The organism is Prescottella equi (assembly GCF_002094305.1).
GTDB classification, from domain to species: Bacteria; Actinomycetota; Actinomycetes; order Mycobacteriales; family Mycobacteriaceae; genus Prescottella; species Prescottella equi.
In genome coordinates this window covers 469,045-487,174 of the sequence record NZ_LWTX01000003.1, presented here as the reverse complement: position 1 = coordinate 487,174, position 18,130 = coordinate 469,045, and the positions used below count along the sequence as shown (strand labels likewise).

Below are 18,130 nucleotides of genomic sequence, written 5' to 3'. Positions count from 1 at the left end.
TGGATAACAGGGGTAGTTGTACACATGCCTGAGGATGAAATCGATCATGGTCCGTCGCTCGAGTGGTCCACACCACTGGGTGCGGTGGTCGCGCTGGCTGCGGGCGGCGTCGTCATGGTCGCCGCCGCGCTCCTGCTCGGACTCGACGCCCCGGGACGATTCCTCGCCGTCCTGGCGGCGCTCGGAATGTTCGTGCTCGCTTTTCTCGGGGGCCGACAGCGTCCCAAGCTGGCGATCGTCCAGGACGGTCCCGCGCCCGCGCTCGCGGCCACCCGGCTCACCGGGCGACGGGTCTACAGGCGCGACAGCATCGAACGGGTCCGGATCGTCGCGTACCCCCGGCTGGGCCGGCGGGTGCCGATGCTCGAGATCGACGCCGTCGACGCCGACGGCACCGAGCGCCTGCTGATCTTCGGACGCTGGGACCTCGGGGTCGATCCGGTGGTCGTCTTCGACGCACTCGCCGTGCACGGCCTGGTGCCGGCGGAGAACTGAATCTTTACGCGATGCCCAGTTGGTCGCGCAGCATCACGGTGCGGAGCGCGATGAGTCCGACCACCACGACGGCGACGGTTGCCAGACCTGCCCAGCCGAGCTGGCGGGCGCGCGCGACGTCGGCCGGCGTCCGCTGACCCGTCGGGGCGTACACCAGAACCGCGGTCGCCGCGGCACCGGCGACGAGACCGCCGAGGTGGCCCCACAGCGAGATGCCGGGCACGGTCAGGCTGATGACGACATTGATGCCGATCACGGTGAGGACGGGGGTGGCGCTACGGCGCATTCGCAACAGCAGCACTGCCTGCGCGCCCATGATGCCGAAGATCGCCCCGGACGCACCGGCGGTGAACGCGAACGGCGATTCGAACATCAGCGCCGACGCCGACCCGCCTAGCAGCGAGATCAGGTAGACCGCCAGGTAGCGACTGCGGCCGAGCACGATCTCGGTATCGCGACCCAGCACCCACAGCGCGAACATGTTCACAGCCAAGTGGATGAGACCGAAGTGCAGGAAGCCGCTGCCGATCACCCGGAACAGTTCGCCCTGCGCGACGGCGGACGAATCGAGGACCATCCAGCCGAACAGCGGCGAGTCGAACGTCGCGACACCGGTGAACCGGTTCACGACGCCGCCGCCGTTGTCCATCAGCGACTTCGCCTGCAGCGCGGTGATCGCGAAGATCAGCACGTTGAGTGCGATCAGCACGTAGGTGACGACGGGCGTCGGGAGTTGGGACCGCACCGGGGCGCCGGCGACGGTGCGCGCCTGGGGCGTGTTCCGCTGGTCGGCGGCGATGCAGTCGACGCACTGGTGCCCGACGGACGCGGAGCGCAGGCAGTCGGGGCAGGCCGGGCGGCCGCAGCGGGTGCAGGAGAGGGCAGTGGGGCGATCGGGGTGACGCACGCACCTCGGCTGAGGTGGCGGGGTGCCCTCGCTCGCCGCACCACCCCAGCCGGGGTTCGTCATTCGAGAGTCCTTACGCGATGGTGATGCTGTTGATCACGACGTCGTCGACCGGGCGGTCGGCGCGATCCGTCGCGGTGGTGGCGATGGCGTCGACGACCTTCTTCGACTCCTCGTCGAGCACCTCGCCGAAGATCGTGTGGCGACGGTTCAGATGCGGGGTGGGGCCGACGGTGATGAAGAACTGCGAGCCGTTGGTGCCCGGGCCGGCGTTCGCCATGGCCAGCAGGTAGCCGCGGTCGAACTGCAGCTCGGGGTGGAACTCGTCACCGAACTTGTAGCCCGGGCCGCCGCGACCGGTGCCGGTCGGGTCGCCGCCCTGGATCATGAAGCCGTCGATGACGCGGTGGAAGACCGCGCCGTCGTAGAACGGGCCGGAGGCGCCGCCCTTCGCGTTCTGGGTGGAGTACTCCTTGGAACCGTCCGCCAGGCCGACGAAGTTCTCGACGGTCTTCGGCGCATGGTTACCGAACAGGGCGATCTTGATGTCGCCGCGGTTGGTGTGCAGCGTTGCGGTAGCAGTCTGTGAAGTCACCCCCCTATCGTGCCATTGCGTTCGGGGCGGCGTGTGCACGCTGTGCAAGAGTGGACCCATGACGCGTGCGACCAAGAGTGCTTCCGTCCCGACGTCCGCAGGTGGACGCCGACGTGTGCTGATCGGTGTCGGGGCGGCCGTCACCGCCGTGGGTGCCGCGGTGTTCGCGCTCACCCGCCGTCCGGAGATGCCGCCGGTGGCCCCGAAGCCGCCGTCGCTGTCGGATCCGCGCCCGTAACTCTCACAGCGTCCCGCAGGAGTTCGGCGCGGGCACCCCGGCGAACCGATCCGACACCCAGGTGAGCGATTCCCCGATGCCGAGCGGATACGGCAGCGCGTGGTTGAGTCCGGTGCCGGGACTGATGGGCGGCACGGTGTTGTCGCTCAACTGCACCACCGCGCCCTTGCCGCACCAGTCCTTCGCGAGCTGACGGACCTGGCCGTACGGAACCGTGTCGTCGTTGACGCTCGCCTGGATCAGCACGGGCGCCGTCGGGGTGCGGTTCCCGATCCGCTGCTCGGCGAACAACTCCGCCGCGATCGGGTACCGGGCGAGCACCGTCGACAACGGTTCCCCGGTCCGCGTGAAGGACTCGCTGCGTTGGAAGCCGTACTGCAGGCGGGTCTCCCCCACGCACTGGTCCTGCACGTCGGCGAGCAACTGCCGACCACGATCGTTCAGCTCCGCGTCGATCATCGGCCGCACCTCGGGATAGCTCTGCGCCATACCGTTGAGGGTGTATCCGACGGCCCCTGACAGCGAGGCTCCGTCGATCCGGTCGAGTGTCGCCGCGAGATCGGCGGGCGGGGCGCCGGCGAAGGCACCGCGCACGTCGAGCTCGGGCGCGTATTCGGGTGCGAGTTCCACCGCCGCCGCGGATGCCCCGCCACCTTGCGAGTAGCCCCAGAACGCGACCGGTCCGTCCGGGGTGATCCCGGTGCCGGGCAGGCGTTTCGCGGCGCGGGCGGCGTCGAGCACGGCGTGCGCCGACGCCGCCCGGTTGACGTACGTGTGTGTGCCCGGGGTGCCGAGGCCGTCGAGGTCGGTGAGGACCACCGCGATGCCGCGGGAGAGCAGGGCTCCGACGAACACCGCCTCGTAGGAGACGATCACGTCCGACGGCGGCGTGAACTGCAGCACCGTCCCGATCGTGCGGGAGGGTGCACACTTGTCGCCCTGCCCCTGGGTGCCCGCCGCCATACTCACCAGCGGCCGCGGTCCCGGGCCCGTCCACGGCAGGGCCGGATCGAAGAAGACGCCGGTGACCGCGTTCGCCGAATCGTGGGTATCGTTGCTGCGGTACATGATTCGTGTCGCCGCGGCCGGCACGTTGCCCAGCTGCCACACCAACGGCAGCGGCTCCGTCCGGATCAGTTCACCGGCCTGGCCCGGGAGGGCCGGCGGCGGTTGGTAGAACTCCGGATCGGCGGACGCGGCGGGACTCGCGGCCACCACCACACCGATCACTGCCGCCGCTGCGGCACACCACCTTCCGATCACACCGACCTCCCCAGTTCGTGACCCGATCTGCCCGTTACTTCGGCGAGGCGCCCCACAGGACGGTCTCGAGGTTGTACCGCGTCAACCGTTCGACCGACACCCGCGGCAGGGTGTGCGTCGACCACAGGATCTCCCCCAGGCACTGGAACACGAGCCGACTCGAGCCCGGCATGGTGATGCTGCCGTCGCGCACGCCGGCGGCGAACGCGCGGTCCCACACGCGCAGCACCTTCCGGCCGTCGATCTTCAGGAAGTCGTAGTTCTCCTTGCTGGTGAGCATCGCCCACGACTTGAGGATGGTGACCTCGTCGGCGAACCGCTTGCCCGCCGCGCTCCGCATCCGGATCAGCGCGTCCACGGTCTCGAGGGGTGTCCCACCCGCCTCACCGATCGCCTCGTGCGCGTCGCGCATCCGAGCCGAGAAGATCTGCAGGACGGCGACGAGGATGGCCTCGCGGGACTCGAAATGGTGGTAGAGGCTGCCCTGGGTGAGACCGACCGCGTTCGCGATGTCGCGGGTCGTCGTCGCGTCGAAACCCTTCTCCGCGAACACCACCCGCGCAGCGTCGAGGATGCGGTCCTGCCGGTCCGACAGGCTCACCTGGTCGGCGCGATCCCACGACGCGATCACCTTGCGGGCCACCTTCGCGGGTGCCGAGTCGGAGAGATCGCCGTCGGCGGGCTTGCTCGACAGCCCGGCGAACATGAGGTCGACCGTGCAGTTCACCACCTTGCGCGCCGAGAAACCCGTCGGCGCGAGGGTGGCGCTGTGCGTGGTCGCGACACGGAGTACCTCCCGAAGGATGCGCGTGTCCACCTCGGGGCGCAGGAAGCCCGCGTCCTCCGCGGACTTCACCAGTGCCTGCCACTTGCGGTCCGACCACCGTGGTTCGGCCTCCAGCAGCGCCGCCAACTCCGGATCCTGGGTCTCCGGGATACCGAGGCACACCTGCAGCGCACCGGGATGACGGGCCGACGCGTCGGCGACCGCGTTCGCGAACCGGCGGAGAGCCTCGATCGGCGTGTCCGACGGATCCGCCTCCTGCTGGGTCGCCGCCAGGATGCCATCGCGGAGGTCGGCCACCATCGTCGCCGCGAGCGCTTCCTTCGACTCGAAGTGGTAGTAGAGGCTGCCGGCCAGCATGCCCGTGGCACTTGCGATGTCGCGCATCGAAGTGCCGGTGTACCCCTTGGCCGCGAACAGTTCCGACGCCGCCCCGAGAATCTCCGTGCGTTTACCGGACCTCTCGGCCTGCTTGGTTCTGCCGTCCGAAATTGCTTGTCTACCAGTTCGACTCACTGCCATTCCCCCTGTTCGAAAACTTGTCTCTCGCCGGAACGGCCGGAATTCCGCGCCACGCTCCCGGCTCGATCTCGACGCCCCCGAACGTCCCCGAGATCGACACCAGCGTACGGCGGTTGCAACGGCATCCCTAGCCGAACACCGGCCGCGGCTCGTCGGCATCGGACGGCGAAGTTCCGCCGCGCGACCGTCGCGGTCACCGGTGCAGGCACTGCTGCCCCCGCCCGCACCCGCGGCAGCACTACGACACCGGAGGGCTTCCACAGCGCTCCGCGCATCAGATCGTCGACACCCACGAAGCTATTTCAGCGCCAAACGGACGTTCGTGTAACCGTTTTACTCGGAATGTACCTGCGTGCAATTTGACGGCCACGACCAGCGCGTTCCGGGCAGCGTTCAGAAGCCGTTGAGCATCACCGGTTTCCAACGGGGCCGCCGAATCGACACGCGGCACGTTCACCCTCGCTCTCATCCCGCCGTGAGGTTGCTCGACGCGGTGACCGCACACGTCGTCGCTCCTCGATACGAGTGCCGGATTCCTTCCGCGCGGCGCCGTCGCTGGGATACCCTCGCGCCTGAAACAGGTTCTACTTTGGAGGAGCAGCATGGCCGCGTCACCCGAGAGCATCCGCAACACCGTCGAGAGCTACATCAAGGCCGTCGCCACCGGTACCGCCGACGACGTCCTCGCCCTGTACGCGGAGGGCGCCACCGTCGAGGATCCCGTGGGCACCCCCGTCCGGACGACGCGCGAGTCGATCCACGAGTTCTACGCGATCATCGAGCCCTTCGATCAGGAGGCCGAGCTGGTGACGCTGCGCATCGCCGCGAACACCGCCGCTTTCCACTTCCGTCTGGTCACCAAGATGGGCGACCAGACCATCGAGATCGCCCCGATCGACATCATGGAGTTCGACGACGACGGCAAGATCCTGAGCATGCGCGCCGTGTGGGGTCAGGAGGACATGATCACCGGCTGAGCCGGCCCCGGAGCGGCCCTGACCGGCCCCTGACCGGCCCCTGGGCGCGGCTGCGCGCAGCTTCGCGTCCCGCGCGGGCGATCGCTCGCGCGGGGCGTGGTTTCGCGCGCGGCGTCGTTCCTGCCCCGACACCTACCCACACAAGCAGAAAGACGCCGTCCCGACCGGGATGGCGTCTTTCGAATGTGGAGCCTAGGAGATTCGAACTCCTGACATCTGCCTTGCAAAGGCAGCGCTCTACCAACTGAGCTAAGGCCCCGTTTGCACCGCTTCCGTGACCGGAATCAGTGGTTTGTGACCTCGTGCCAGACATCCGCGCCGCGCCGCTTCTTCAGCAGCTTGGCGAGGCCGAGAGCCACCAGCAATCCGGCTCCTGCGAACAGGACGACCTTCATGTCGGTGACCCTTCGTCGGCACGTGGGAGTGGGCCTAGGAGGACTTGAACCTCCGACCTCTTCGTTATCAGCGAAGCGCTCTAACCGCCTGAGCTATAGGCCCTTGAACCAGGCAGAACAGTACCCCACCGTGGCGCCGTACACCAAAACGGGTCCGGCGGGGCACTGTTTCGCCTGGTCAGTCGGGGTCGGCGAGGGTGACCTGGACGCCGCCGACCAGGTCGGAGCACAGGTTGTAGATGAACGAACCGATCGTTGCGAGCGCTGTGAAGAGCACCACATTCATCACACCGACCAGCGCCGAGTAGCCGAACACCTGCCCGGAGGTCACGAGGCCACCGCCGCTCGAGTCGGTGGTGAACTCGGTGAACGCGTTGTTCAACCGGTCCCACACCCCCATGCCGTCGAGCACGAGGTACAGCAGACCGACCGCCACCATCCACACGAAGAACAGCGCCACCGAGATCACCAGCGACACCTTGAGCGTCGACCACGGGTCGATCCGGCGGAGCTGGACCGTGGCCCGCAGCGGCTCGCCGTCCTCCGTCACGGCGGCAGTCAGGGCCGCCTTGCGCGCAGAACCGGACGCGGGCCGCTGCCGCGGGACCGCGGACAGGTCGGGCATGTCCTTGGCCAGATCGGTGCGCGCGATGCTGCGCGTGGGGCCGTCGATGGCCGCGGCCTTGGCCTTGGCGACGTCCCGACGGTCCGCGGCGGGCGGCTTGGGGGCCGCCGTGCCCGTGACCACAGGGCGCGCGGGTCGACCGTCTCCCTGCGGCGGTTTGGGGGCCGCCGTGCCCGTGACGACGGGCCGCGCCGGTTGAGCCTTGGCCGGCGGCTTGCCGGGGGCTTCCGGCCGCGCGGATCCGTTGGGACCCTGCGCCGGCGGCTTCTGCTGCTGTCCCCGCTGCCACGGCGGCGTCTGTACCGGCTTGGGATCCGGCTTCGCACCGTCCGCGCCCCGCTCGGGGGCGGACGCGGCAGCATCCTTCGGCTTCGCACCCGCGGCGGGTTTCGTACCGGCACCAGGCTGCTGGGCCGGCGCACCCTTGCCGGGCTTACCGGCCGTGGGCGCCGCGGGGGCGCCCTGGCCGTTTCCCTGCGGGCCCGGAGACGACTTCTGCGCCGGTCGCTCGGGCTTCCCCGGCTTCGCGGGCGTCCCCGCCGCCCCCGGCCGCTTGTCGGCGGCCGAGGGCGGCGAAGACTGCTGCTTGCCGTCGCCGGGCTCGTGGGGAGTGCTCAACTAGGACTCCTTCGCTCCATCGGAACCCGCAGCACCTGCAGCGCCCTCCTCGGGTTCGTCCGCGTTGCGTGCGATCGCCAGCAGGGTGTCGCCCTCGCCGAGGTTCATCAACCGCACGCCCTTCGTCTGGCGGCCGGCCTTGCGAACCTGCTTGGCCGCGGTCCGAATGACACCGCCGCCCGACGTGATCGCGTACAGCTCGTCGTCGTCGTCGACGATGACCGCACCGACCAGGGTGCCACGTTTCGGGTCGTACTGGATGGTGAGAACACCCTTTCCACCACGACCCTGTGCGACGTAGTCCTCGATGGGGGTGCGCTTGGCGTAACCGCCCGACGTCGCCACCAGCAGGTACGTGCCCTCACGAACCACGTTGAGCGACAGCAGTTCGTCGTCCTGGTTGAACCGCATGCCCTGCACGCCGGACGTGGCGCGGCCCATCGGTCGCAACGCCTCGTCGGTGGCGGCGAAGCGGATCGACTGGCCCTTGGCGGAGACGAGCAGCAGGTCGTCGTCCGACGAGCACAGCACGGCGCCCACCAGCTCGTCCTCGTCGCGCAGGTTGATCGCGACGATGCCGCCGCTGCGGTTGGAGTCGAAGTCGGCGAGCCGGGACTTCTTCACCAGGCCGTTGCGGGTGGCCAGCACCAGGTAGGGCGCGTCCTCGTACGACTTGATGTGGATGATGCTCTGGATCTTCTCGTCCGGCTGGAATGCCAGCAGGTTCGCCACGTGCTGACCGCGCGCGGTGCGGTTGGCCTCGGGCAGCTCGTACGCCTTGGCCCGGTACACCCGGCCCTTGGTGGTGAAGAACAGCAGCCAATCGTGGGTGGAGCAGACGAAGAAGTTCTTGACGATGTCTTCCTGCTTGAGCTCCGCGCCCTTGACGCCCTTGCCGCCGCGCTTCTGCGACCGGTACAGATCGGTCCGGGTCCGCTTGGCGTAGCCGGTCTCGGTGATCGTGACGACCACGTCCTCGCGGGCGATGAGGTCCTCGTCGGTGACGTCGCCGTCGGCGGCGATGATCCGGGTGCGGCGGTCGTCGCCGTACTTCTCGACGATCTCGGACAGCTCGTCCTTGACGATCTGACGCTGCCGCTCGGGCTTCTCGAGGATGTCCTTGAGATCGGCGATCTCGCGCTCGATCTCGGCCAGCTCGTCGATGATCTTCTGGCGCTCGAGCGCGGCCAGGCGACGCAGCTGCATCGCGAGGATCGCGTCGGCCTGGATCTCGTCGACGGTGAGCAGGTCCATCAGGCCGGTGCGTGCGACGTCGACGGTCTGCGACGAACGGATGAGCGCGATGACCTCGTCGAGGGCGTCGAGCGCCTTGACCAGGCCGCGCAGGATGTGGGCCCGCTCCTCGGCCTTGCGCAGCAGGTACCGGGTGCGCCGGATGATGACCTCGAGCTGATGCGCCACGTAGTAGCGGATCATCTGGTCCAGACGCAGGGTGCGCGGGACGCCGTCGACGATCGACAGCATGTTCGCGCCGAAGCTGGTCTGCAGCTGCGAGTGCTTGTAGAGGTTGTTGAGCACGACCTTCGCGACGGCGTCACGCTTGATGACGACGACGATGCGCATGCCCACGCGGTCGGACGACTGGTCCTCGATCTTGGAGATGCCGGCGATCTTGCCGTCGCGCACCTGCTCGGCGATCGAGGTGATCAGGTTGTCCGGGTTGACCTGGTACGGCAGCTCGGTGATGACGATCTGGGTGGAGCCGCGATCGGACTCCTCGATCTCGACGACTCCGCGCATGCGGATCGACCCGCGTCCGGTGCGGTAGGCGTCCTGGATGCCCTGGCCGCCGACGATGAGGCCGGAGGTCGGGAAGTCCGGTCCCTTGACCCGTTCCATGACGGCCTCGAGGGTGGCTTCCTCGTCGGCCTCGTGGTTGTCGAGCGCCCAGTAGATGGCCTCGGCGACCTCGCGCAGGTTGTGCGGCGGGATGTTGGTGGCCATACCGACGGCGATGCCGCCGGAACCGTTGACGAGCAGGTTCGGGATCCGGCTCGGCAGGACCGTCGGCTCCTGCGTCTTGCCGTCGTAGTTCGGGACGAAATCGACTGTGTCGTGGTCGATCTCGCGGACCATCTCCATGGCCAGCGGCGTCATCCGGCACTCGGTGTAACGCATCGCGGCCGCGCCGTCGTTGCCGCGGGAACCGAAGTTGCCCTGGCCGTCGACGAGCGGGTAGCGCAGCGACCACGGCTGCGCCATGCGCACGAGGGTGTCGTAGATGGAGCTGTCGCCGTGCGGGTGGTAGTTACCCATGGTGTCGGCGACCGGGCGCGCGGACTTCACGTAGCCGCGGTCCGGACGGTAACCGTTGTCGTACATCGCGTACAGCACGCGGCGGTGCACAGGCTTGAGGCCGTCGCGCACGTCGGGCAGCGCGCGGCCCACGATCACGCTCATCGCGTAATCGATGTAGCTGGACTGCATCTCCTGCTGGATGTCGACCGGTTCGATCCGGTCGTGCGACGGTTCCTCGGGGGGCAACGTCGTGTCGGTCATGAGCTCACTTTCTGGTGAAAAGTATTAGGCCGCTCCGCGGCCCGTGCGCCTTTTCGGTAGTCCCCACCACCGGAAAGGCGCACAGGCGCCGCAGGTGCCTACACGTCGAGGAAGCGGACGTCCTTGGCGTTGCGGGTGATGAAGCTGCGGCGCGCCTCGACGTCCTCGCCCATGAGCACGCTGAACAGCTCGTCCGCCGCGGCCGCGTCGTCGAGGGTGACCTGACGCAGGACACGCACGCTCGGATCCATGGTGGTCTCCCACAGCTCCTTGGCGTTCATCTCGCCCAGACCCTTGTAACGCTGGATGCCGTCGTCCTTGTTGATCTTCTTGCCCGCTGCCAGGCCGGCCTCGAGCAGACCGTCACGCTCACGGTCGGAGTACGCGAAGTCGGGGGCCGCGCCCTTCTGCCACTTGAGCTTGTAGAGCGGCGGCTGCGCCAGGTACACGTGACCCTGCTCGACGAGCGGACGCATGAACCGGAACAGCAGCGTGAGCAGCAGCGTCGCGATGTGCTGGCCGTCGACGTCGGCGTCGGCCATCAGCACGATCTTGTGGTAGCGCAGCTTGCTGATGTCGAACTCGTCGTGGATGCCGGTGCCGAACGCGGTGATGATCGACTGGACCTCGGCGTTCTTGAGGACGCGGTCGATGCGGGCCTTCTCGACGTTGATGATCTTGCCGCGCAGCGGCAGGATCGCCTGGTACATCGAGTCGCGGCCGGACTTGGCCGAGCCACCTGCGGAGTCGCCCTCCACGATGTAGATCTCGCACTTGCTCGGGTCGTTGGAGCGGCAGTCGGCGAGCTTGCCGGGCAGGCCGCCGATGTCGGTGGCGCTCTTGCGGCGGACCAGTTCGCGGGCCTTGCGGGCCGCGGTGCGGGCCTGCGCCGACGACACCGCCTTGGTGACGATGGTCTTGGCGTCCGCGGGGTTCGCCTCGAACCAGTGCGCGATGTTCTCGTTGCAGGCCTTCTGCACGAACGACTTGACCTCGGTGTTGCCGAGCTTGGTCTTGGTCTGGCCCTCGAACTGCGGCTCGGCGACCTTCACGGAGATGATCGCGGCCAGGCCCTCGCGGATGTCGTCGCCGGTGAGCTCCGGATCCTTGTCCTTGACGAGCTTCTTGTCCTTCGCGTACTTCTTCACCACCGAGGTGAGCGCCGCGCGGAAGCCCTCCTCGTGGGTGCCGCCCTCGTGGGTGTTGATGGTGTTGGCGAAGGTGTGCACCGACTCCGAATAGCCGGAGTTCCACTGCATCGCGATCTCGAGCTCGTGGCCGGTGCCCTTGGCGGTGAAACCGACGACCGAGTTGTGGATCGCCTGCTTGGTGCGGTTGATGAACCGCACGTAGTCCTCGAGGCCGCCCGGATAGTGGTAGACGCGGGACTTGACCTTCGGGGCCTTCGGCGCCGCGGCCTCCTCCTCGGTCTCGGTGGCCGTCTTGGGCGCCTCGGCCGTGACGGGGACGACGTCGTCGGTGACCTCGTCCTCGGCGACTCGCTCGTCCGTGAGGGTGATGGTGAGGCCCTTGTTGAGGAACGCCATCTCCTGCAGGCGGCGCGCGACCGTCTCGAAGTTGTAGGTGGTGGTCTCGAAGATCTCCGGATCCGCCCAGAACCGGACGGTGGTGCCGGTCTCGGTCGTGGGCTCGCCCTGCACGAGCGGACCGGGCTTGGCGTGCTCGTAGGTCTGCGACCAGCGGTAACCGTCGACGTTGATGTCGACCTCGACCTTGGTCGACAGCGCGTTGACGACGGAGATGCCGACGCCGTGCAGACCGCCGGACACCGCGTAGGCGTCGGAGTCGAACTTGCCGCCCGCGTGCAGCTGGGTCATGACGACCTCGACGGTGGGGGCGCCCGAGGCGTGCATCGCGACCGGGATGCCACGACCGTCGTCGACGACCTGGATGCCACCGTCCTCGAGCATGGTCACCTCGACCTTGCTCGCGTAGCCGGCCATCGCCTCGTCGACCGAGTTGTCGACGACCTCCCAGATCAGGTGGTGCAGGCCGCGTTCACCGGTGGAACCGATGTACATACCGGGACGCTTGCGGACAGCTTCCAGTCCCTCGAGGACGGTGATGGAGGAAGCGCCGTATGTGTTGCTCTTGTCTGACTTCTGGGCAGCCACGGGTGGGTAGCTCTCCTTCTCCGTACTGTGCCGACACGGCTCTACACAGCGCTTCGAAAGAGGGTGGCCCTGGTTCTGGCAACCACGCACAACGAGGCACCGCGAGCGGTGTGTCGAGATTCGCCGCTAGTTACCCGACCATCTTACGTGTCCGCACCGACATACAAGGCACCTAACACAGCCCTGATTGCCTCACAGACGAATTTTCTCGGCCCCGGAAGGGTGAAACCCTACGCGGAACCGGCCGCCTCACCCTCCGGTGCAGTCCCGGCGCGAAGATCGTCCACGAACGCCGCCGTCAGCCGCGCGACGTCGCGGCCGTGGGAGATCGGCGACCAGTGCCCCGCGGGCAGCTCGCTGCGGCGCAGGTCGGAAACCCACCGTTCGGTGTCCTCGTACCCGACCGGGCGGACCGCGGGATCACGCCGGTTGAGGATCAGCTGGACGGGGACGTCGGTGCGGCGCTCGCGCGGGCTGCGCAGCCGCGGCCGGATGTTGGCCCGGTAGCGCTTGAGGCCGGTGATCATGTCCGCACGCAACGTCGGCGCGGGTTGCACGAGCGCCGGGTCCAGGCGGTCGAAGAACTTCAGGAAGGTCGGCCAGATCCGCCACAGCCCCAGACGGAACGGCAGCGTGCCGACGACGGGGATCTGGAACAGCACCGTGTAGCTCGACGCCACCGCCTGGGCGAGCGGGCCGGCGGGACGTCGCTGCGCGAGCCGGCGCCGCATCCACGCCCCGAGGTGGTCGAGGTTCGGTCCCGAGATCGACGTGTACGACGCGATCCGCTCCCCCGCGCCGGGCTCGCACACCGCCTCCCACGTCTCCACCGCGCCCCAGTCGTGCGCGAGCACGTGCACCGGGACGTCGGGGCTGACCGCGTCGATCACCGCGAACAGGTCGCGCGCCAGTTCGGGCAGCGCGTAGGCCGACACCGGGGCCGGGGAGGTGCTCGCGCCCGCCCCGCGGGTGTCGTAGCTGACGATCCGGAACCGGTCCGCCAGGTGCGGGATCACGTGCCGCCACAGGTCGTGGGTGTCGGGCCAGCCGTGCACCAGCACCAGGGTCTCGCCGGCCGGGTTGCCCTGCTCGTACACCGCGAGCCGGACGTCGTCGCGCGCGACGATCCGAGGTTCTGGATGCGCACTCATGGAAGTTCCTTCCGGTCAACCGTTTTCAGAGCTCTAGGATCAGTCGGCCACCGTCGGCCCGGGAGACGCAGATCAGCATGTGGTCCTCCCGTTCCTGGGGTGTGAGCCGGTTCTCGCGGTGGTCCGGTGTGCCGGACAGCACCCGCACCTTGCAGGTACCGCAGAAGCCCTGCCGGCACGAGTACCCGACGCCGGGTTGCCGCTCCCGGATCACCTCGAGCGCGGACTCGTCGGCGGGCACCGAGAGCACCTCGCCGGTGCTCACCAACTGGACCTCGAACGGTGCCCCGCCGAGCACCGGCGGCGGCCCGAACCGCTCGAAGTGCAGTGCGACGGCGTCGGTGTCGACGAAGCCGGTACGGACGGCGTCGAGCATCGGAGTGGGACCGCAGCAGTACACCGCGCCGCCGGCCGGCGCGCGGCCGAGCAGGTCGGCGGCACCGGGCAGGCCGAACTCGTCGTCGGGCCGGACGAACACCCGTTCGGCTTCCCACGTCGCGATCTCGTCCAGGAACGGCATCGATTCCCGGGATCGTCCGGAATAGACGAAATGCCAATCCATTCCGGCGGCACGGGCCGCACGCACCATCGCGACGATCGGGGTGATGCCGATGCCCCCGGCGACGAACAGCGCGCTGCCCGCGGGCACGAAGGGGAAACCGTTGCGGGGACCGCGGACGGTGACGGTGGTGCCCGGTGCCAGCCCGTGCATCTCGATCGAGCCACCGCCGCCGTCCGGTATGGAGCGCACTGCGATCCGGTAGTGCCGCCGATCGGCGGGGTCACCACACAGCGAGTACTGGCGACGGCGCCCGGACGGCAGATGGAAGTCGAGGTGACACCCAGGCTGCCACGCGGGCAGTTCCCCGCCGTCGACCGCGGCGAACGTCAACGCCGCGACGTTCTCGTCCTCCGCGACGATCGTGCGTTCGGTGACGATCAGGGTCATCGCGGTGTCGGGGTTGTGACCGGCGACGACCGGGTCGTAGTCGTACGCCGTGAGCACCCGCAGGTACTTGTCGGCGACGGCCTCGACGATCGTCATCGCGCGATCGGGCCGGTCGCGCCCCTGCAGATCGGCCGGGGGCGCCGGCCGCGTCAGTTCCTCCCGGCGCGTGACCAGGTCGCGGACGCGGGGCAGCCTCACCGGGCCGCCGCCCGGGCCGCGGGCGACGAGGCCAGGTACGCCACCGCCTGCGCCGTCGACCCCTCCTTGCCGGGGTGGTAGTCGCGCCGGAAGTACGTCGACATGCGCTTGCCCAATTCCATTGCAGTGGGCAGGGTTCCGCGTTGGCCGGCGGCACGGAAGTCGGAGTAGCGCGGACGCCGCCGGCTGGGCGCCCAGTTCCGCAGTTCGGGATCGTTGCGCATCAGGAAGCGGGTGCCACGCACCCACAGCCACACGATCATCGGCGTCACGATCAGCTGGGTGCGGATCCGCCGCGACTCGCGCTTGTCGAAGTACCGCATGACGTCGTACGCGACACTGCGGTGCTCCACCTCCTCGGCGCCGTGCCAGCGCAGCAGGTCCAGCATGGTCGGATGGATGCCGGCGCGGTCGAGGCCGTCGGCGTTGAGGACCCAGTCGCCGAGGAAAGCGGTGATGTGCTCGACGGCGGCGATGATCGCGAGCCGCTCGATCAGGTGATTCTGCGCGCGTCGACCGGAGAGAGGCTTGGGGCCCAGCAACTTTCGGAACGCCCAGTGCATCTGGTCGGTGTACGGCGTGGGGTCGAGTCCATTGGACTTCAAGTGCTCGAGGACGCCGGTGTGGGCGCCCGCGTGCATCGCCTCCTGGCCGATGAACCCGACGACGTCCTCGCGCAACTTCTCGTCCTCGATCAGCGGCAGCGCCTCCTTGTAGGTGGCGACGAACCACTCCTCCCCGGCGGGCAGCAACAGGTGCAGGACGTTGAGGACGTGCGTGGTGAACGGATCGCCCGGCATCCAGTGCATCGGCAGGTCCGACCAGTCGAATTCGACGTCCCGGGCCTGCAACAGGATGTGATCCGGTTCGATCCCGGTGGGGCGCACTGTGGAGGTGACCGACATGACTGCTCCAGCTACTCGTGTAGGCCGGACCCGCCTCGAGCCGGCGGCGTCGTGACCCAGTTCACTCGACGAAGTAGCCGTAAATGTAACACCCGGTAATAGGTAAATCCAGGGGTCAGCCGTACGTGTCCCGCGGGCCCCGGCCCGAGATGTGCCGTTCGCCCTTACGCCAGCTCGGCGCGGTGGGGCCGGTGATGCGCAGCGACTTCACGACGCCGTGCCCCACCGCCGCCGCGATCTTCGCGAGGATCTGCGCCTGCATCATCCGCAGCTGCGTCGCCCACGCGGTGGACTCCGCCGACACGCTGAGCACACCGTCCCGCAGCCCCGTCGGCTCGGCATGCGACGCGATGTCCGGGCCGACGACATCGGCCCAGCGGCCCAGCACCGTGCCCTCCGACACCTGCGTCGACCAGCCGCGCTGCTTCGACACCGCGCTCACCAGGGAACCGAACGGCTGTGGGTCCCGGTCGTCCGGCCCGGCACCCGACCAGGAACGCCGACGCGACCGCAGCGCGCGGACCCCGCCGCGCGGAGACTTCCGCCCCTGTCCCACCGCCTTGCCGTTCGCCTTCGCCGCCGCGCGGGCCTCCTCGAGCGCCCGCCGGGCGAGGTCGACGCCCTTGAGTTCGGGCTCCGGCTGCGACTCGGACTGTTCGCCGGTCATCGGTCTCCTCCCGTCGTGCTGATCCGGCCGAGAGCGGTGAGCTGCGAGAGCCGCCCCCGCTCGGTGTCGTGCGCCTCGACGCCGAAGCGCGTCGCCGACAGCTCGGCCGGCACGTCCTCGGCGACCGCCGCGGTGATGAGGACCTGTTCGGCCTGGGCCGCCACGCCCGCGAGAGCGGCCCGGCGCTTGCGGTCCAGTTCGGCGAACACGTCGTCGAGCATCAGGACCGGGTCGCTGCCGTCGTCCCGCAGCAGGAAGAACGCCCCCAACCGCATCGACAGCGCAAACGACCACGATTCACCGTGACTGGCAAAGCCTTTCGCGGGCTGATCGCCCAGGATCAGTTCCAGGTCGTCGCGGTGCGGGCCCACCAGGCACACTCCGCGTTCGATCTCGCGCTGCCGCATCTCCGACAGCTCGTTCAGGAAGCTCACTTCCAGCAGCTCGACGTCGTCGGGCTCGGGTTCCCTTGTCGGGTCGAGCAATTCGGGCGGTAGCGAGGTTCCGAGGCTGCTCTTGTAGCGCACCGACGCCGGACGTGACTCCGGCGCCAGCGACCGGTAGGAGGCCACCAGGTGCGGCGCCAGGTCGTGCACCAACCGCAACCGCGACGCGAGCAGTTGCGCCCCGTGTGCCGCCAGGTGACCGTCCCAGATGTCCAGGGTGGCAAGAGCACTCGCGCCATCCGACGATCGGGCGCCGCGCCGGAGCGCTCCGCCTGCCGTCTTGAGCAGCGCCGAGCGTTGCCGCAGCACCTTGTCGTAGTCGGCCCGGACCCCGGCCATCCGCGGACGCCGTGCGGTGAGCAGTTCGTCCAGGAAGCGCCGCCGGTCTCCGGGATCGCCCCGCACCAGCGACAGGTCCTCGGGTGCGAACAACACGGTCTGCAGGATCCCGACGATCTCCCGCGGCCGCCGCGCCGGGGACTGGTTGATCCTGGCGCGGTTGGCCTTTCCGTCGTTGATCTCGATGTCGATGCCCAGTTCGCGCCCGTGGTTGGCGATCAGCGCGCCCGCGTAGGCCTGCGGGGCGCCCGCCCGGATCAGCGGCGCATCGCTGGAGACTCGGTGCGACGACAGCGTCGACAGATAGCCGAGGGCTTCGAGCAGATTGGTCTTGCCGTGGCCGTTGCGTCCGACGAAGACGGTGCACCCGGGCTCGAGATCGACGGTGACGGCGTCCCACGAGCGGAAGTCGCGGAGGGAGAACTTGCGGACGAACACTAGGTTCCCGACTGTCCGGACGGCGGGACGACGCCGGATTGCCCGGCCGGCCGGACGGCGTGCCCGCCGAACTGGTTGCGCAGTGCCGAAACGGCCTTCATCGCGGGTGAATCGGCCTGACGCGAGGCGAACCGCGCGAACAGGGCAGCGGAGATCACCGGGGCGGGCACCGCGTGGTCCAGTGCTTCCTGCACCGTCCACCGGCCCTCGCCGGAATCCTCGGTGTAACCGGAGATCTCGGCGAATTCCGGATCCTCGGCGAGCGCCTTCGCCAACAGCTCGAGCAGCCACGAGCGCACCACGGTGCCGTGCGTCCACGCCTGCAGGACGCCCTGCACGTCGGTGACGAGGTCCTCGGCCTCGAGCAGTTCGTAGCCCTCGGCGTACGCCTGCATCAGCCCGTATTCGACACCGTTGTGCACCATCTTGGCGTAATGTCCGGCGCCGACCGGTCCGGCGTGCACGAATCCGCCGGCACGCTCGCCCTCGGGACGCAGGGCGTCGAAGATCGGCATCGCCCGCGCGACGTCGGCCTCCGCGCCGCCCACCATCAGTCCGTAACCCTCCGTGAGACCCCAGATGCCTCCGGAGACACCGCAATCGAGGTAGGCGATGCCCCGGCCGCCGAGGAGGTCGGCGTGGCCGCGGTCGTCCGTGTAGCGGGAATTGCCACCGTCGATCACCAGGTCACCGGGCTCGAGCACGGACGCCAGCTCGCTGATCGTGCTGCGGGTGATCTCACCCGCCGGCACCATGACCCACACCACCCGGGGCGCCGTGAGCGCAGTCGCCAGGTCCGCGAGGGAGGGCACGTCGGTGACCTCGGGCCGCGGATCGAAGCCCACCACCTCGTGGCCGCGTTCGCGCAGCCGGGTGCGCATGTTGAAACCCATCTTGCCGAGTCCGACCAGTCCGAGCTGCATCCTGGGATGTCCCTCCGCTAGTTGGTGATTCGAGCTGGGC

General features: G+C 68.8%; 16 protein-coding genes and 2 tRNA genes. 3 read left to right on the top strand and 15 right to left on the bottom strand.

The features are described 5' to 3' along the window. Positions 1 to 24 precede the first annotated feature (24 nt). Positions 25 to 495, top strand: a complete 471-nt coding sequence (locus tag A6I89_RS11595; protein ID WP_022593199.1) for a PH domain-containing protein — start codon at positions 25 to 27, stop codon at positions 493 to 495. 4 nt (positions 496 to 499) lie between these two features. On the opposite strand, the gene A6I89_RS11590 is transcribed toward A6I89_RS11595, so the two are convergent. Both A6I89_RS11590 and A6I89_RS11585 read right to left on the bottom strand, forming a co-directional pair. Further along, complete coding sequence (locus A6I89_RS11590) at positions 500 to 1,465, bottom strand: rhomboid family intramembrane serine protease (RefSeq protein ID WP_013414381.1); 966 nt, start codon at positions 1,463 to 1,465, stop codon at positions 500 to 502. Between the two features lie 10 nt (positions 1,466 to 1,475). Beyond that, entirely contained in the window at positions 1,476 to 1,997 is a 522-nt protein-coding gene (locus A6I89_RS11585; protein ID WP_013414380.1) for a peptidylprolyl isomerase, read from the bottom strand. A gap of 58 nt (positions 1,998 to 2,055) precedes the next feature. Here A6I89_RS11585 and A6I89_RS24390 point away from each other — a divergent pair, with 58 nt between their 5' ends. Further along, on the top strand, positions 2,056 to 2,235 hold the full coding sequence (locus tag A6I89_RS24390) for a hypothetical protein (protein ID WP_037084784.1): 180 nt from the start codon (positions 2,056 to 2,058) through the stop codon (positions 2,233 to 2,235). 3 nt (positions 2,236 to 2,238) lie between these two features. Here A6I89_RS24390 and A6I89_RS11580 read toward each other — a convergent pair whose 3' ends face one another. Then, entirely contained in the window at positions 2,239 to 3,498 is a 1,260-nt protein-coding gene (locus A6I89_RS11580) for a lipase family protein (RefSeq protein WP_044990192.1), read from the bottom strand. Between the two features lie 34 nt (positions 3,499 to 3,532). Next, positions 3,533 to 4,804 (bottom strand): TetR/AcrR family transcriptional regulator, encoded by a 1,272-nt coding sequence (locus A6I89_RS11575; protein ID WP_080668342.1) that lies wholly within the window; start codon positions 4,802 to 4,804, stop codon positions 3,533 to 3,535. Between the two features lie 602 nt (positions 4,805 to 5,406). Here A6I89_RS11575 and A6I89_RS11570 point away from each other — a divergent pair. Beyond that, complete coding sequence (locus A6I89_RS11570; protein WP_005516589.1) at positions 5,407 to 5,781, top strand: nuclear transport factor 2 family protein; 375 nt, start codon at positions 5,407 to 5,409, stop codon at positions 5,779 to 5,781. A 186-nt stretch (positions 5,782 to 5,967) separates the two neighbouring features. Here A6I89_RS11570 and A6I89_RS11565 read toward each other — a convergent pair. The 11 genes from A6I89_RS11565 to gnd form a co-directional block, all read right to left on the bottom strand. Next, positions 5,968 to 6,040 (bottom strand) — tRNA-Ala (locus tag A6I89_RS11565). Positions 6,041 to 6,205: 165 nt separating this feature from the next. After that, positions 6,206 to 6,279: transfer RNA gene (locus tag A6I89_RS11560), tRNA-Ile, on the bottom strand. A 75-nt stretch (positions 6,280 to 6,354) separates the two neighbouring features. Next, the gene (locus A6I89_RS11555) at positions 6,355 to 7,419 is read right to left on the bottom strand and encodes a DUF3566 domain-containing protein (RefSeq protein ID WP_022593190.1); all 1,065 of its coding nucleotides are present in this window, start codon (positions 7,417 to 7,419) and stop codon (positions 6,355 to 6,357) included. Beyond that, positions 7,420 to 9,939, bottom strand: a complete 2,520-nt coding sequence (gyrA, locus tag A6I89_RS11550; protein WP_005516595.1) for a DNA gyrase subunit A — start codon at positions 9,937 to 9,939, stop codon at positions 7,420 to 7,422. Between the two features lie 98 nt (positions 9,940 to 10,037). Continuing rightward, positions 10,038 to 12,074 (bottom strand): DNA topoisomerase (ATP-hydrolyzing) subunit B, encoded by a 2,037-nt coding sequence (gyrB, locus tag A6I89_RS11545; protein ID WP_005516602.1) that lies wholly within the window; start codon positions 12,072 to 12,074, stop codon positions 10,038 to 10,040. Positions 12,075 to 12,304: 230 nt separating this feature from the next. Further along, the gene (locus A6I89_RS11540; RefSeq protein ID WP_022593188.1) at positions 12,305 to 13,225 is read right to left on the bottom strand and encodes an alpha/beta fold hydrolase; all 921 of its coding nucleotides are present in this window, start codon (positions 13,223 to 13,225) and stop codon (positions 12,305 to 12,307) included. A gap of 25 nt (positions 13,226 to 13,250) precedes the next feature. Then, the gene (locus A6I89_RS11535; protein ID WP_022593186.1) at positions 13,251 to 14,372 is read right to left on the bottom strand and encodes a PDR/VanB family oxidoreductase; all 1,122 of its coding nucleotides are present in this window, start codon (positions 14,370 to 14,372) and stop codon (positions 13,251 to 13,253) included. Beyond that, on the bottom strand, positions 14,369 to 15,277 hold the full coding sequence (locus tag A6I89_RS11530; protein WP_022593184.1) for a metal-dependent hydrolase: 909 nt from the start codon (positions 15,275 to 15,277) through the stop codon (positions 14,369 to 14,371). The genes A6I89_RS11535 and A6I89_RS11530 overlap by 4 nt, the downstream gene beginning before the upstream one ends. A 115-nt stretch (positions 15,278 to 15,392) precedes the next feature. Further along, complete coding sequence (locus A6I89_RS11525; RefSeq protein ID WP_022593183.1) at positions 15,393 to 15,944, bottom strand: DUF721 family protein; 552 nt, start codon at positions 15,942 to 15,944, stop codon at positions 15,393 to 15,395. Further along, positions 15,941 to 17,167 carry a DNA replication/repair protein RecF gene (recF, locus tag A6I89_RS11520; protein WP_022593181.1) on the bottom strand — a complete coding sequence of 409 codons (1,227 nt, stop codon included), beginning with the start codon at positions 17,165 to 17,167 and terminating at the stop codon, positions 15,941 to 15,943. Before recF ends, A6I89_RS11525 begins: the two co-directional genes overlap by 4 nt. After that, positions 17,167 to 18,090, bottom strand: a complete 924-nt coding sequence (gene gnd / locus A6I89_RS11515) for a phosphogluconate dehydrogenase (NAD(+)-dependent, decarboxylating) (protein ID WP_022593179.1) — start codon at positions 18,088 to 18,090, stop codon at positions 17,167 to 17,169. The genes recF and gnd overlap by 1 nt, the downstream gene beginning before the upstream one ends. Between the last annotated feature and the right edge of the window lie 40 nt (positions 18,091 to 18,130).